Annotated in this window: 13 protein-coding genes; 2 read left to right on the forward strand and 11 right to left on the reverse strand. The window is 41.5% G+C overall.

The window, feature by feature from the left end:
• Window positions 1-65: 65 nt before the first annotated feature.
• Window positions 66-1403, reverse strand: coding sequence for a polysaccharide deacetylase family protein (locus tag ESV85_RS09760; RefSeq protein ID WP_146917015.1), 1338 nt, complete (start codon window positions 1401-1403; stop codon window positions 66-68).
• A gap of 78 nt (window positions 1404-1481) precedes the next feature.
• A complete protein-coding gene (locus ESV85_RS09765) occupies window positions 1482-2369 on the reverse strand; it encodes a dienelactone hydrolase family protein (protein WP_146917017.1) in 888 nt (295 codons plus the stop codon).
• A gap of 382 nt (window positions 2370-2751) precedes the next feature.
• On the opposite strand from ESV85_RS09765, the gene ESV85_RS09770 reads away from it, so the two are divergent.
• Window positions 2752-4926, forward strand: coding sequence for a B12-binding domain-containing radical SAM protein (locus ESV85_RS09770; protein WP_146917019.1), 2175 nt, complete (start codon window positions 2752-2754; stop codon window positions 4924-4926).
• A 708-nt stretch (window positions 4927-5634) separates the two neighbouring features.
• Here ESV85_RS09770 and ESV85_RS09775 read toward each other — a convergent pair.
• Complete coding sequence (locus tag ESV85_RS09775) at window positions 5635-8160, reverse strand: phosphocholine-specific phospholipase C (protein ID WP_146917021.1); 2526 nt, start codon at window positions 8158-8160, stop codon at window positions 5635-5637.
• Between the two features lie 172 nt (window positions 8161-8332).
• Between ESV85_RS09775 and ESV85_RS09780 the strand changes: the two genes are divergently transcribed.
• Entirely contained in the window at window positions 8333-8899 is a 567-nt protein-coding gene (locus tag ESV85_RS09780) for a Pycsar system effector family protein (RefSeq protein WP_146917023.1), read from the forward strand.
• Between the two features lie 87 nt (window positions 8900-8986).
• Here ESV85_RS09780 and ESV85_RS09785 read toward each other — a convergent pair whose 3' ends face one another.
• The 8 genes from ESV85_RS09785 to ESV85_RS09820 form a co-directional block, all read right to left on the reverse strand.
• Window positions 8987-9568 (reverse strand): O-methyltransferase, encoded by a 582-nt coding sequence (locus tag ESV85_RS09785; protein WP_146917025.1) that lies wholly within the window; start codon window positions 9566-9568, stop codon window positions 8987-8989.
• A gap of 77 nt (window positions 9569-9645) precedes the next feature.
• A complete protein-coding gene (locus ESV85_RS09790) occupies window positions 9646-10347 on the reverse strand; it encodes an SIMPL domain-containing protein (protein ID WP_146917027.1) in 702 nt (233 codons plus the stop codon).
• 164 nt (window positions 10348-10511) lie between these two features.
• Entirely contained in the window at window positions 10512-11483 is a 972-nt protein-coding gene (locus ESV85_RS09795) for a Kelch repeat-containing protein (protein ID WP_146917029.1), read from the reverse strand.
• Between the two features lie 57 nt (window positions 11484-11540).
• The gene (locus ESV85_RS22755) at window positions 11541-11840 is read right to left on the reverse strand and encodes a type II toxin-antitoxin system RelE/ParE family toxin (RefSeq protein ID WP_146917030.1); all 300 of its coding nucleotides are present in this window, start codon (window positions 11838-11840) and stop codon (window positions 11541-11543) included.
• A complete protein-coding gene (locus ESV85_RS09805) occupies window positions 11837-12106 on the reverse strand; it encodes a hypothetical protein (protein WP_223275964.1) in 270 nt (89 codons plus the stop codon). The genes ESV85_RS22755 and ESV85_RS09805 overlap by 4 nt, the downstream gene beginning before the upstream one ends.
• Before the next feature lie 161 nt (window positions 12107-12267).
• On the reverse strand, window positions 12268-13116 hold the full coding sequence (locus ESV85_RS09810) for a prephenate dehydrogenase (protein ID WP_146917032.1): 849 nt from the start codon (window positions 13114-13116) through the stop codon (window positions 12268-12270).
• 6 nt (window positions 13117-13122) lie between these two features.
• The gene (locus ESV85_RS09815) at window positions 13123-14271 is read right to left on the reverse strand and encodes a pyridoxal phosphate-dependent aminotransferase (RefSeq protein WP_146917034.1); all 1149 of its coding nucleotides are present in this window, start codon (window positions 14269-14271) and stop codon (window positions 13123-13125) included.
• On the reverse strand, window positions 14271-15095 hold the full coding sequence (locus ESV85_RS09820; protein ID WP_146917036.1) for a prephenate dehydratase: 825 nt from the start codon (window positions 15093-15095) through the stop codon (window positions 14271-14273). The genes ESV85_RS09815 and ESV85_RS09820 overlap by 1 nt, the downstream gene beginning before the upstream one ends.

The following is a 15095-nucleotide window of genomic DNA, read 5'->3' on the forward strand; positions in this document are numbered from 1 at the left end:
TGGGTTGGTTACTACTAGAATGGATTAGAGTGCCAAAGGCACGATCGGTTTCCACTTTTTCTAAATCAATTCCCTTCCACTCTTGCAAGTTGAACCTTAGCTTCGGCTGAGGGAATAGAATAGCTCACATAGCTACCTTTACTATCAGACATTACTTCAAGCTTCCTATTTCCTCCTTCTTGAACCAAACTTACACCTTTCCAGCCTTCGGGTAAGTATGTTTTAAGAGTTACGGGAATGTCATATATGCTAGCATCCAAGTCTGAGCTTAATGTGATTCTAATTTCATTTTCATCAAGTTCGGAACTGATTGTAGTAGCTTTTCTTTGGCGAAGGTATTTGGTGACATCGCCAAAAGTGGCAACCCAAACAGCATCCTCATTCTCTTTGACATCCCCAAAGTATTGTTTTAATTCCTCCCTCTTCAGCGGTTCCCAGCCGTAATCTTCAACTCCGTGGATCACCAGCACCAGCCAGATGTTGTCATGTGCATTCACAGTGTCAGTCCAAGCTTTCATTTGATCAATACCCGTAGTGCTCAGCGCGCCTCTTTGCCATTGGACATATTCCTTTTGGGTTTTTCCAGGCTGGACTTTGCTTCCCCGATTGATTTCTTCCAGCCAGTCTTCCGGCATTCTATTTCTTAATGCAGGGTAGATTTTGTGAGCGTACTCCATGACTCTTTCGTTTTCCGTGCCATAAGGACCCTCAGCAGAAAATGTAGCATCCTCTCCCATGAACTTCGCTAGGTCGGCTTTACTTTGCTCCAATTCATAGCGCATATTTACTTCATCAAGCACAGCAAGTTTCGGATGCGTGACGGTATGTGAGGAGATTTCATGGCCCTGTTTTTCGTAAGATTTATATTGCTCCCAAGTAGTGGTGTCAACTGGGTTGTTATGAAAAACCACATCATTGGTGTCTCTCATGCGGCCATTTCGTATTTTTTCATATCCTTCATCCAGGAGTTTATAGGCTTCCGCTACTTTGCCAGCTTCAAAAAGTGACCCTACGTTCGCATGATATTCCTCTGCTTCGGTGTTTCCTGTGAAAGCAATTAAGGAAGCTCTTTCGAAGAAATTGGTAGAATCTGTTTTGATGGTAGCGGTTTCAGCGATGATGGCCTTTGGATCCCTTCCTATGAATTTCCCTTTTCCAGACCCTTCTACTTTTCCAGTGATTATAAAAAAGGTAGCAGGAAGGCTTAAGCTATCCATTATTGGTTTTGCGATGGTCAGTTGATTAATTATCCCGTCATCATAGGTGATAGAAATAGCACCATTCTTTCCATCAGGCCATTTAGTGATTTCTGTTTCCTGTGACCAATCTGTTGGTGCATTGGCGCATGAAGCAGTGAGTAATAAAACTGCCGGAAATCTCCATACTATATTTAATATTCTCATTTTTTTCGGATTCTCTTTTATATATAAGCTAAAAAAAGGAGTGCAAATTTGCACTCCGTAATAGTATCAGATGGGACTTTACCCCAATTTTTTCTTAAAGAACCCTATGGTTCTATCCCAAGCTAAAGTCGCCGCAGCCTCATCGTATCTAGGTGTGGTATTATTATGAAATCCGTGATTCACATCTGGATAGATGAATGCTTGATTTTCCACATTATTCGCATCCAGTGCTTTTTCATAAGCTGGCCAGCCTGCATTTACCCGCTCGTCCAGTCCTGCGTACTGAAGCATAAGCGGTGATTTGATTTGAGCTGCTTCTTCTGCAGATGGCTGACCTCCGTAGAAAGGAACTGAAGCCATTAAAGTTGGAATGCGGACGGCCATCATATTTGAGATCCATCCTCCAAAGCAGAATCCTACCACTCCGACCTTGCCATTGCAATCTGGATGTGCCTTCAGATACTCGTAAGCAGCAATGAAGTCTTCCAGCATTTCGTCTCTATTTCGCTTGCTCTGCATTTCCCGGCCTTCGTCATCATTGCCTGGATATCCGCCAAGTGGAGTTAGCGCATCTGGAGCTAAAGAAATAAATCCAGCTACAGCAGTTCTTCTTCCTACATCTTCTATGTAAGGATTCAGCCCGCGATTTTCATGAACTACTACCACTCCAGGGACTTTTCCAGAAGTTCCAGTTGGGGTGGATAATAGCCCTTTGATTTTTCCTCCGCCTTTTGGAGAATCATACATGATGTAGTCCGAAGCAAGACGCGGATCATCGGATTTAATCGTGCGTGTGTCCAAGTAATTTGGCATCATCGCACTCATGAGTGCTGCGACCGTTACACCACCGACGGCATAAGCGGATAGTTTTTCGATGAATTGTCTGCGCTCCAGCTTATTGTGAGCATAGGCATCATAGAGGTCGAAAACCTCCTGATTGATATCTTCTTTTTTAAGTTCTTGCATGGTTTTGGTTTTATGGCTAGTTGTGTAATTTACTAAAATGTCAGATTCAATAATGTGCGTTCGTGTAATTTCTAAATTCGATTATGTGTAAATACTTCATTAGTCTACTAAACTTGTGACACCTCGACTTCGCTCGGTGACCGTCTATTTTGGAGTAGAGAGGGGAGGGAAAAAGTGCGGCAAAGCCGCACTTTTTCCCTCCCCTCAATCACAAGCTAAATCCGGTGGCCGAGCGAAGTCGAGGCCTTTTTCGTATGGTTGACTACTTCGTCTTCATGCCTTTTGACCAGAGAAAATAACCTTACTAGCATGATTGAAGGATAATCACTCAATACTTAACTATTCTTGCGAAATTGCAGGCGCAAATCACCGACATAATATTTTGGTTTCAAAAATACTTTTCATCACCCCGCCTTTTACCCAGCTTAATACGCCTTATCCTGCGACGGCCTATCTGAAAGGATACCTCAATCAGATCGGTGTAGAATCCAATCAGGTTGATTTGGGAATTGAAGTGATTTTGCAGCTTTTTTCTAAGGCAGGCTTGAAGAAAATCTTCCAGGAGATCGAAGCAAACGAACCTGATTTGTCTGATAATACGGCTAGAATCGTACGATTGAAGGCTAACTACCTGCAAACCATAGATCCTGTGATTGCTTTTCTACAGGATAGAAATCCTACGCTGGCGTACCGAATTGCTGAGGGAGATTACCTGCCTGAGGCAAGTCGTTTCGAACAATTGGATGATCTGGAATGGGCTTTTGGTACGCTGGGCATTCGTGATAAGGCGCGGTATTTTGCGACGCTTTATCTGGAAGATATCGGTGATCTGATCACTGAGCAGATTGATCCACATTTTGGCTTTAGCCGCTATGCCGAGCGATTGGGCATGTCAGCCAATTCTTTTGATGAAATGCATGATGCGCTTCATCAGGAATCCGGTTTGATTGACGACCTGCTTTGTGACTTGCTGGAGCAAAAGATCCAACAGTACAAACCGACTTCTGTTGCATTTTCAGTGCCTTTTCCTGGCAATCTTTATGGTGCTTTCAAATGCGGGCAATACCTCAAAAAACACCATCCTGAGTTGGTGCTTTGGATGGGAGGGGGATACCCAAATACCGAGCTACGTTCCCTGAAAGAACCTCGGGTTTTTGATTACATAGATTTTATAGTTTTAGATGATGGGGAAGCGCCAATTAAGCTGTTGCTCGAACATCTGGATGGTCAGCTACCAGTTGCTGATTTGAAGCGAACCTTTACCAGAATTGATGGTAAAGTGACGTATTGCAATAGCAACGCTGTCAAAGATGTCTCCCAGCGTGAGGTGGGAACTCCTGATTACTCTGATTTGCTGATCCGTGATTACCTTTCTGTAATTGAGGTAGCCAATCCAATGCATAGACTTTGGTCGGATGGGCGCTGGAATAAGATGACGCTGGCCCATGGCTGTTATTGGGGTAAATGCACCTTTTGCGATGTGTCGCTGGATTACATCGGTAGATATGAGCCGATCACTGCTTCCATCTTGTGCGATCGCATAGAAGAGATTATCGCTCAGACGGGCGAGAATGGATTCCACTTTGTAGATGAGGCAGCTCCGCCGGCTTTGATGCGGGATCTGGCAATAGAGATTCTTCGTAGGGAGCTTTCGGTAGTATGGTGGACGAATATTCGCTTCGAAAGTAATTTCACGGCTGACCTTTGTAGGCTCTTCAGAGCGTCAGGATGTATTGCCGTTTCAGGTGGTTTGGAAGTTGCCTCAGATCGCTTGTTAGAGATGATCAAGAAAGGCGTGACGGTTTCCCAAGTTGCGCAGGTGACCAACCATTTTACTCAAGCAGGAATCATGGTTCATGCTTACTTGATGTATGGCTTTCCTACCCAGACGGCTCAGGAAACTATCGATTCCTTGGAAATGGTTAGGCAGTTGATTCAGGCAGGAGTGATACAATCCGGTTTCTGGCATCGCTTTGCCATGACTGCACATAGCCCAGTTGGCTTAGATCCGAAGTCCTTTGGAGCAGTCAATCTGATGCCTAATGCAGGTTCTTTTGCCAATAACGACCTGCCTCATGATGATCCTACTGGAGCCGATCATGAGATTTTTGGAGAAGGGCTTCGCAAATCACTTTTCAATTACATGCATGGAGTCTGCTTTGATGTGCCGCTCCAAGACTGGTTTGAGGCTAAAGTTCCTAAGACGACAGTCCCAAAGAATTACATAGCAAATGAAATTAGGAATGAGCCAGCTCCTGAATATAAAGATCGAAATAGAATCCTATGGATAGGCGCTCAACCTGAGTTGCAGATTTTTGAAGATGATGAGCTTTCGGAGTTGATTTTTTCAGGGAAAAAGGAAGACTTCGCCATGGAGCTTCCGCTTGATTTGGGGCAGTGGGTTTCTGAACTTCTAAATACTGTGGGTTATGAGCAAAAGCTCAATACGCTCAAGCCAATTCGGGAAAGTTACGAGTCGCAGCTTGGTGACTTCGAAGAAATGCTGGAATCAGAAGTTTGGGAAATACTGAGAGAGCACGGATTGTTGGTGTTTTGATCTAAGGGCAGGAAGACCGATGACGGAAGACCGATGTAGCCTCAATAGTAGTGTTTGCCAAACCCTATAAAGCTTTTGTTACTTTACTGGCAGAAAAGAGGATATAGGTAATAATTTATTTCCTTCGACTTAGCTCAGACTGATATATGAAATCGAGCATGACGAAGAACGTCACACACTGGGATGATTATAACCTTGCGAGATTCCATGTGACAGCTAAAAAACAAATTATAAACACATGAAATGCTACTCAATTGGGGGATTGATTTTAAACTCAAAACGGGATATTTTTTACTCAAAAACGGAGGTGATGAAAAGTGCTAGGTTTAACCGAAAGCAAATTTTGAGGTCATTGTTAGAAGTTCCGATTTGGCAACTCCCCCTTTCTTAAAGGGGGCTAGGGGGATTTATTTAAGCGAAATTCAAACTGAGTGTCTTCACTTTCACTCAGAAACATACCCATTTATTAAAGAAGTGCCATCTGGATTTACCGTGATCTTTAGAAACAAAAATTGCTATGGCACAACTTGTGAATTGCAGCCATAGCAATCATTTTATACTAAAACTTCCCCCGTATGAATAATCTCTTCAAAGGACTAATCGCAGGCTATGGCGCCTACAAACTAGGTGGAGGATGCCTAGGAACTATCTTGGTATTTGTGGTAATCTTTATGCTATTAGGTCAGTGCAGCTAAAAGGCAATTCACTCTAGATTACCTTACCCATCTGAGGATCTGAAATGCTGTCTTTGCCTGTTTCCAATCTTCCGGCATAGGTGATTTTCAGATCCTGAGCTTTATCTGCAAGTGTGACCTCATACCAGCCTTTATGCTTTTTAGTGTCAATTTTAAAGCTTGCTTCGGCGCCTGCAGCTATTTTTATTTCCCTATTTAGTATCTGATAGACATCATCTGTTGCCTGCAAAGTCAAATTGGAAGCAGAACGGTTTTTTATTGTTAGTTCAAGTTCCTCTGTTACATTCTTTTGTTTGAAAACTGGCTTGGCACTCAGTTCTAACTTCTGTGAATTAGACGAACCTTTGAACTCCCTGTAGAAACCGTTTGGCCCATAAACTCTAAGATGGTAAAGGCCATTTTCGAATTCAGAAACAGGCCACTCGTAAGAGATGCTATCGCCTGACTTCACCGCAAATGCCCAAGTTTTTACAGGTTCAAATGCAGTTGTCTCTTGATTCAAGTATTTGCCCGGAGCATAAACATTAAACGCTGATCCTAAGGCATCTTTTCCAAAAACATCCTGAGAAGCAGTGAAAGAGATAATAAAATTCTTCCCGTCAGAACTCAGTTTACCATCAGCGTGCAAATCATATTTCAAGCCGTTGGAGGGCTTAGTGCCAGGTTCTTGGGTTGCAAAAACAGATGAAGAAGCTTGGTTTACAGCTTCCTTTCTAGCTTCCTCTTCCGTAAGCTTTATAAAGTTGGTAGGAACGTTTTTGAATTTGGCGTTGTAGATCTGCTTTACAAACTCCTCCTGATTTACAGGTTCTGCATGGGTTATTTTCTCACCATTATAAGGTCTAAAAGCTGAAGTCAAATCCCCACTTACAGTTCGTCTCCATGAACTGATATTGGATTCCTCGATGTTCTTTCCAGTCTTTTTAGTGAGGAATTTTTCCAAGAATTGAATGGTAGAAGTGATGTCGCAAACTTCCGAATTCACCCAGCCACCACGTGACCATGGCGACGCGATAATGAGCGGAACTCTATATCCCAAACCAACAGGACTTGTTCTAGAATCTTCTTGTTTAAACCCGGCTTTCATCTCTTCCTCTACCGTAACAAATTCTCCAACACTCGAAAGACCAGCAGACATTTTTCCATTTGGCTTGTATGGACTTGGTGGGACGAAAGGAGGGACGTGATCGAAATAGCCGTCATTTTCATCGTAATTGATGATGAAGATCGTCTTTTTCCATACTTCAGGATCTTCCGTCAAGATATTCATCACTTCGGAAGCATACCATGCGCCATACCAAGGAGCGCTTGGGTGATCAGAGAATTTCTGCGGAGCTACTAGCCAAGTGACAGTAGGCAATGTGCCCTCGTTGACATCCTTTCGGAACTGATGAAGAATATCTCCTTTTGGGATAATTGTTTCCCGATCTTCTCCATTTTCCTGGTAAGAAAGTTTTTCAGTTTGATGATAGTCAGGATCTCCAGAGTTCGTTTGGAAAGCTTTTTTATGAAGACTTTTAGCATGATCTGAGAGCTTTTCAAATTCGGCTGCATTCCATTTTTTGAGATATTCTCCCAGGTATGCGAGTTTCTCTACTTTTTCCTTCAATTCCTTTTGCAGCTCTTCCAGGTTGGAAGGATTGCTGGCTAGGTTTACTTTGAGTTTAGCTATTTCAGAAGGAAGTGCCTTTTCTACTTTTTGGAGAAAAAGGTAATGTGCTGGATTGAAGCGCACACCAAATTGGGAGAACCACTCTAGGTTATTATCAGTGAAATTTGCCAAAAGAGATTCAGCCTCTCCATCCAATTCCGAAGTGATGCTCAATTCGTTTTGGTAAACTTTCCAAGAGATGTCGTTGTCCTCCAATCGCTCAGGAAAAGTTTTCCAATTTCCTTCTTTCCCGTAGGTCAATTCTCCGTTCCGAACTTTTGCCTTTTCTCCATCGGCTCCATGAGTTTTTCCGGTCCAGAAATAACTTCTATTGGTCGTAGTACCACATAGTGCTGCGCAAAAGTGTTGATCGCATACAGTGAAGGCATCAGCTAGTGCGTAGTAGAAAGGAAGGTCTTCGCGACTGTAAAAGCCCATAGTTAAAGGCAGATCGTAGTATTCTTTTCCTGGTCTTTTCGCTTCAATCCAATTGTTGTACTTCCCTTCATTTCTCGCGTCAACTTGATTCTCCCAAGAATGTGGAGTTCCGCTCATCCAGGTAGCTTTGGTGTCCTTGATGTCAAATCGGAAAGGAGCGAATCTATTTCCGTCTTTATCAGGCTGCAGCCAAACAGGGTTTAGATCAGGAAGTGATATTGCTCTTGGGTCATTGAATCCACGAACACCTTTCATAGTACCAAAGCAGTGATCAAACGATCGGTTTTCCTGCATTAGCATTACCACATGCTCAGCATCATAAAAAGTAGTTCCCGGCACTGCAGGAATAGCCATTGCACGCTGCACTGCCATTGGCATGGAGCTCCAGATACTTGCTCCGCCTGTGACTAAGGCTGCTTTCTTTAAAAATTCTCTTCTCGAATCGTTCATTACGCGGTTTTTTATGGTTTAAGTATAGTGACTTTTTCCATTTGGTATAAGGTTTCTATGATTTCCTTTTTGTTATGGTTTTGGTAAGGAATGGCTAATTGAAACTCTCTCAGCTACTTAAGGTTTCTTGAAGAATTATTGTGTAAATTATGTGTTCACAAAAGTTTTTATAATGGAGGAATTTTTAGAGCCCAAAAAAGATAAAACCGAACGAGCACAGCAGACATTTTTTCGGGTGACTTTTATGAATAATTGTAACCTGCTTCAAATTGCAGACAATAAGGCCAATATAGTCATCAGCATTAATGCTCTGGTGATCTCATCTGTAGTTGCAATTATTGGATATGGTTCTATTTCTCATCAATTGGATTATCAGAAGACTATTACCCTGGTTCCAATTGTAATATTATTGACCACCTGTCTCATATCTACTATACTGGCTGTACAGGCAGCAAGGCCGAAGGTGTTGGGTAAGAAAAATGGGCACAATGATGAGGAAAAGTCGAGTATGATGTTTTTCGGCGTTAGCTCGAATTTTTCCTTAACTGAGTATTTGGAGCAGCTAGACCAAATATTACCTTCAAAGAAGCAAGTGCAGGAGCAGATGGCAATTTCTCTTTACTATCAAGGGAAGGTTTTGAATAGAAAATACACCTTACTGGCGCACGCCTACACGGTTTTTATAATAGGTTTAGCGATTGGCGTAATTACCTTTTTCATTTATTTAATAGTGTTGTAAAAAAAGCGCAGCGTATTTCAAGCTATTGAAATACGCTGCGCTTAACCGTTAAATACAGAATGGGAAGAAGTGAGATTGATTTGTTTGTTACTGAATTTTAGTCATCAATATCACACCTGTTGACCAATTCATCTTAGTCATATTGAAGTCGGTTCTTTTCTCTAATGCTTCGACCAATTTCTCAGCTTTCTCGGCATGACCTTCTGGCCAATTTGGTTGTGGATCCATATCATCGATCACATACATTCCGCCAACTTTCAGCAAGGCAAGAGTTTCATCCAAATCGCTGTATTTTCCTGGCCAAGCATCTGCAAAAATCAAATCGAATTTATCTCCTTTATAATTCTTAATCCACTCAGTACCGTCTTCGCAAAGTATTTCAACTCGTGAATCCAAGCTAAAAAGCTGATTAACTATGGTGGTTAACTTCGGGTCGTTATCGATAGAAATGATATGTCCGCAATCATCCAAACCATCCACCATCCAGGATAGAGAAAGACCAATCCCTGTCCCAAGTTCTAGGAAATTCCCAAAAGGCTTACTGGAAATAAGGGTTTTTAGAAGGGTTCCTATGTATAGATCAGAAGGCATAATAAAACCTATTTCCTGACACTTTGCTTCGATGGCAGCATGAACGCGGGGTTTATTCCGGATTTCGAAATCTTTCATGAGAATAGTATATGATGAGTTAAATGAATGAGTTGAGCTAAAAAAGTCATGAAGAAGGCCGCTTTCGCGGCCTTGCTTTAATAGGTGTATTTCACATATACTCGCTTCTGAATACTTTGTTCATCAGGATTAAGCAAAGGTGGCGCAGGGGCAGAATCTGTACTTGTTCGCATCATTTCCATTTTTGAGTAAGCATAGGTAACTGGCTGAGATTCCAAAGAAACTCTATGAACTTTAATGGTTCTGATACCCAAAGTCTGCGCAATAAGTTGTGCTCTACTTTCGGCATTTTTCAGTGCTTCGGTAAGCAATGCGTCTTCAAGTGACTTTTGTGTAGCTTCAGAAATCTGGAAATTCAAATTGTAACTCATATCTCCAGCACCTTGAATGGCTTCTACGATTTTCTCTAAGTCCTCATTCTTACTACTTGTAACCACTCGTAGTGATTGACGGGCAACATAACCTGAATCCCGAGAAACACCAGTTCGGTAAATTCGATTGACGTCCACAGCGTAATTATCTGCGATCAATTTATAATCCTTGATCTTAGCTTTCTTCAATGCATCCGCAAGCAGTTGAGTTTTTTTGTTCAGCACTTTCACTGCATCGGTTACTTTCATTGCTTTTTCTTCCAGATTGATCTGAAATGTAGCCTCATCTGGGGCGATCTTTCGCTCGCTAAATCCTTCTACTTCGATCAAAGGAACAGTCATGTTGTCCTGAGCAAAAACCGGCACTGCAAGCAATAAGGCAAATAGTATAGTTAAGTAGTTTTTCATATGTATAATGTTAGTTTCCTTAGTATCTATTCAAAATGAAAGCCAGAATTGAGGAAGCAGATTTCAGTTAAGAGAAATTAAGGAAACAAAGGTGAAATGATCAATTGCCAATCTTCAATAATCAATTTTCAAATAACCAATCCGATATCAAAAATCCGAAATCCTTACTTCCACTCTAAAACCTCCATGTCATTGAGTTCCGGCCCGCCACCACGATTAGCACTTCCAGCTGCCACATAGATTTTTCCTTTATAATAAATAACTCCAGTTCCATGACGTCCTTGGTTCAAACTCGGTAAGCTTGACCATTTGCCAGTTCTCGTGTCTAGGACTTCTACTTCAGCATGTGAAGACTGCTGTACAGTGCTTTCGCCATCCATTACAACCAAAAAAGGGCCTTTTGAAATCGAAGAAGTTCCACCTCTTGGTGTCGGTAAACCTGCTTCTACGGTGCTCCAGGTATTGGTCTTGAAATCAAAGAAATCAACTTCAGGAATCACTAAATCCAGTACTTTTCCTATCTCAGCATGGGAAGTTCTACCTCCAGCTACATAAGCTTTGTCTTCGACTAGTACCGCACCGAAGTGATCTCTAGGTCTTGGGGCATCTGGAAGAACTGTCCATTTGCCAGTTTTAGTGTCGTACTCATCAAACCAAGGCACGAAGTCTGCGTAATGTCCATCGACAATCCCACAAACAAGGTAGATTTTGTCTCCACGTGTAAATACCCCTGCTGAACCTCTTCTTCTATCTTCAGGGATTTCGGCTCCTTCTCTCCAGGTATTTGTCTTTGGGTTGAAAATCAGAAAGTTTGCAATAGGTGTTTCGTGCGGATAGCCACCTGTTAATGCTCCGATGACATAGATTTCATGATTGAAAGAGATGGCTTGGAAATGAGAAAACTCCATCGGTGCCATCGCCAAAGTTTTCCAGGTATTGGTTTTGGGATTATATTCTTCGATCGGTTTGATTCCTCTACCGCCAAGTAGATAGAACTTTCCATCGCATTCGACAAATGAGTTTTCATGCCGAACAAGAGGTTCATTGGCTGTTTCTACTGTGGTCCAGCGATCACTGGATTGAGAAAATCCCGCTAGGGAAATAAGGAGGAGTGCTATACTTAAAAAGTACTTCATAGGTATTAGGTTTAGGTTTGATTGGGGTGAAAATACGGATTCATACACAACTTATTCTTACCTGATCGTGTAATCTTGAGAATTCTGATGCGAATGAATAATAGCAAGAATTACTATCCTATTTTTCGAGGAATCAATTAGGTAGTGAATATGGTAGGGAAATTGATTTAATAAAACCGTTCTAACTTGGTTATACTTTATTTGGAAAGCCTCTGGAGATTGAGAAATGCGTGATTTAGCTTCTCGTATTCTGGATAAAAATTGCTTGGCTAATTTGGGGTTAATGTCATTATAGTAGGCAACAGCTTTTTTAATGTCAGAATTGACTTTAGCATTGTCTACAAAAATGAATTTCATAAACTCTTTTCAATATCGTCTAGCGTTCTTTCAAAATCGCCTACATTTTCCGGATCATCGAAATACTCTGAAATACGCTCGTCTAAGATTTTTTTTTGCCAAGACATTAATTCAGTTGAGGGCTCTACTTCTTCTTGCAACTCAGAATACTTTTCTTTTAGAGACTGCCACTCTTTGATTGGAATTATAACTCCCGTAGTTTTTCCTTCTTTATCTTGAATATATTGAAGTGTCATTTTATTCGTATTTGATGGTTTTAAATCCATAGGAATATACTGAATTAACGAGTAAAAGTTGAAAAACAGTTCATGAATTTGATTTTCAGATCTTTAATATCTATTTCTATGAAAAAATAAAACGCCACCTGTATTACTATAAATGGCACTCCTATAAATCCAAAATCATATATCCAAGATTCGAAATAAACTTATTTTTCCAAATCCAGAATATCTCTGATCTTATTGATTTCCGTCATATCATCGGATAATGCTTGTCCATCGCTTGCGGCAATTTTTTCACGGAAAGCAGAAAGATTCGAAATATAACCGTCCAAAGCAGACAAGATATTATCCTTATTTTCCGTGAATATAGGAGCCCACATTGCTGGACTTGATTTCGCTAATCGCACAGTGGAGGAGAAGCCTGAACCTGCCATGTCGAAGATGTTTTTCTCATCTTCCATTTTCTGCAAGACAGTTTTTCCCAACATAAAAGAAGAGATGTGAGATAGGTGAGAGACGAACGCCAAGTGACGATCATGCTCTTCCGCATCCATAAATCTCAGTTTCAGATTGAGCGCATCAAAAAGCTCATAAGCCTTTTCCTTGAGTTGTAGATCTGTTTTTTCAAGTTCACAGATGATCGTTACTTTTCTATCAAGTAAACCTGCAAACGCTGCGTTTGGTCCCGAATACTCAGTCCCTGCGATAGGGTGAGCTGCTAGGTATTGCTTTCTCTTTGGGTGATCAGCGACTAGTGTACAGAGTTTTGCTTTGGTAGAACCCACGTCAAAAACCAAGGTGTTTTCGCCAATTTGATCAAGCGTTTTTAGAAGCAAATCACTTAGGGTATCTGCCGGAGTAGCCAAAATCACAATATCAGTATCTGCATCCGGAGCTTCTTTTGCCTCCTGGATGATTCCAAGGTTAAGCGCGTCTTGCAGGTTTTTCTCACTGGAATCGTAACCGGTGATGACAAGGTTCTCAAATTTGTTTTTGGCTGCCAAGCCGAAAGAACCTCCAAGAAGTCCCAAACCGATAATGTGTAACTTTTGCATACTAGCTTAAATTTTAATTCGATTAATTGCCTCCAAAATCTTGAATTCGGGCATACAAAGTGAAAATCTCACATAGCCTTCTCCTTGTGAACCAAAGATTTTTCCGGGTGTGATAAATATGTTTTTCTCGTACAATAACTCATCGACTAGCTCATCTGCAGTTTTTCCATCCGGTACTTTGCACCAAACGAAAAGCCCAGAGTCAGTAGTAGAATAGCTAAGGCCTAATTTGTCAGCAAGCTTCCAAACGAGTTTTCTGCGACTTTGATAGACATGCTCCAAGTCAGAAAACCAAGACTCACCGAGATTCAATGCTGCAATTGCACCTTTTTGAATTCCCAAAAACATCCCGGAATCCATGTTGCTTTTGACTTTCAATACTTCTGAAATCCAGTCCGCTCTTCCTAGCAACATCCCAACTCTCCAGCCAGGCATGTTGAACGTTTTGCTGAGCGAATTCAACTCCATCGCCACTTCATTTGCACCAGGAATGGATAAAATACTGATAGGTTCTTTGGTCAGGATATGGCTATATGGATTGTCGTGAAGCAGAATGATGTCATGCTTTTGGGCAAAAGCCACCAGTTCTTTAAGAATCTCTCTGCTTCCCGGTGCTCCAGTAGGCATGTGCGGATAATTGATCCACATGATTTTCACCTTACTCAGATCTGAATTTTCCAATTCCTCCAAGTTTGGTCTGCCTTTTTTCGCTAGATCTAGGGAGTAATAAACGGCTTCTGCACCGACTAATTTGGTGACCGAAGCGTAAGTAGGATAGCCCGGATCTGGGATTAATACTTGATCGCCAGGATTCAAAAAAGTCATGCTCAAATGCATGATCGCTTCCTTTGAACCCATCATTGGAAGGATTTCTTTGGAAGGATTTAAGTTGACGCCATATGACTCAGCATAATAATGAGCTATTGAGGCACGCAATTCCGGGATACCGATGTAAGTCTGATATCCATGTGATTGTTGATTATCGGCGGTGTTTTTCAATGCTTCAGTTACCTTCTTGTCTGGAGCTAGATCTGGGCTGCCAATTCCAAGATTGATAATGGGTTTTCCGTCGGCAATCAATTGATTGACTTCACGGAGTTTGGCGGAAAAGTAATATTCCTCCACGGTCGAAATTCTATCTGCGAAACCTTTCATTATTTTCTGCTTATATATTCACCGATGATTTTTACGTCTCCGAAATTACGTTGGATTTCTTCGATTGTGTTCTTGTAAACTGTGTAATCTTCAAAAACCAAGTCTATGAAAAATGCATATTCCCAAGGTTTTTCGATCACAGGGATTGACTGGATTTTACTCAGGTCTATCTCATTGTCAGCGATCAAAGTTAGCAGCTTTGCGAGGCCGCCTTTTTGATTTTGAATAGTGACTTTGGTAGAAGCTTTATTTACACTCGTAGAAGGTTTTAAAGGCTCTTTTTGAAGAATGATAAAGCGAGTGAAATTGTTTTTTATCGTTTGAATATCGGGAGCAATGATCTCCATTCCATAGATTCCGGCAGCTATACTTGAAGCAATTGCTGCCACGCCTTTCAGTTTTCCTTCGGCAATATCCCGTGCTACAGAAGCAGTGTCCGTATCTTCTTTGAGTTTGATGTGAGGATGCTGCGCAAAAAAAGCCTTGCACTGCAAAAGTGCCATGGGATGGGAGCGAACCTCGGTAATATCTTCAATGGTTTGACCAGGTAGAGCCATGAATTGATGTCCGATGGGAAGATAATACTCATCACGAATGCTCAATTCATAACGATCTATCAGATCATAGTTTGGGAAAATAGCTCCTGCAATGGAATTTTCAATTGCCATAATACCGAAGTCAGCCTCACCATTTGCGACAGATTTGGCAACTGAAGGGAAAGTGTCGAAATCAAGAATTTCTATGTCCTCGCCAAAGTTGCGTAGTGCTACTTGATGGTGAAATGATCCAGGAACTCCTTGGATTGCTATTTTGAGCTGTGTCAT

It is taken from the genome of Algoriphagus aquimarinus (assembly GCF_007997215.1).
Classification (GTDB): domain Bacteria; phylum Bacteroidota; class Bacteroidia; order Cytophagales; family Cyclobacteriaceae; genus Algoriphagus; species Algoriphagus aquimarinus_A.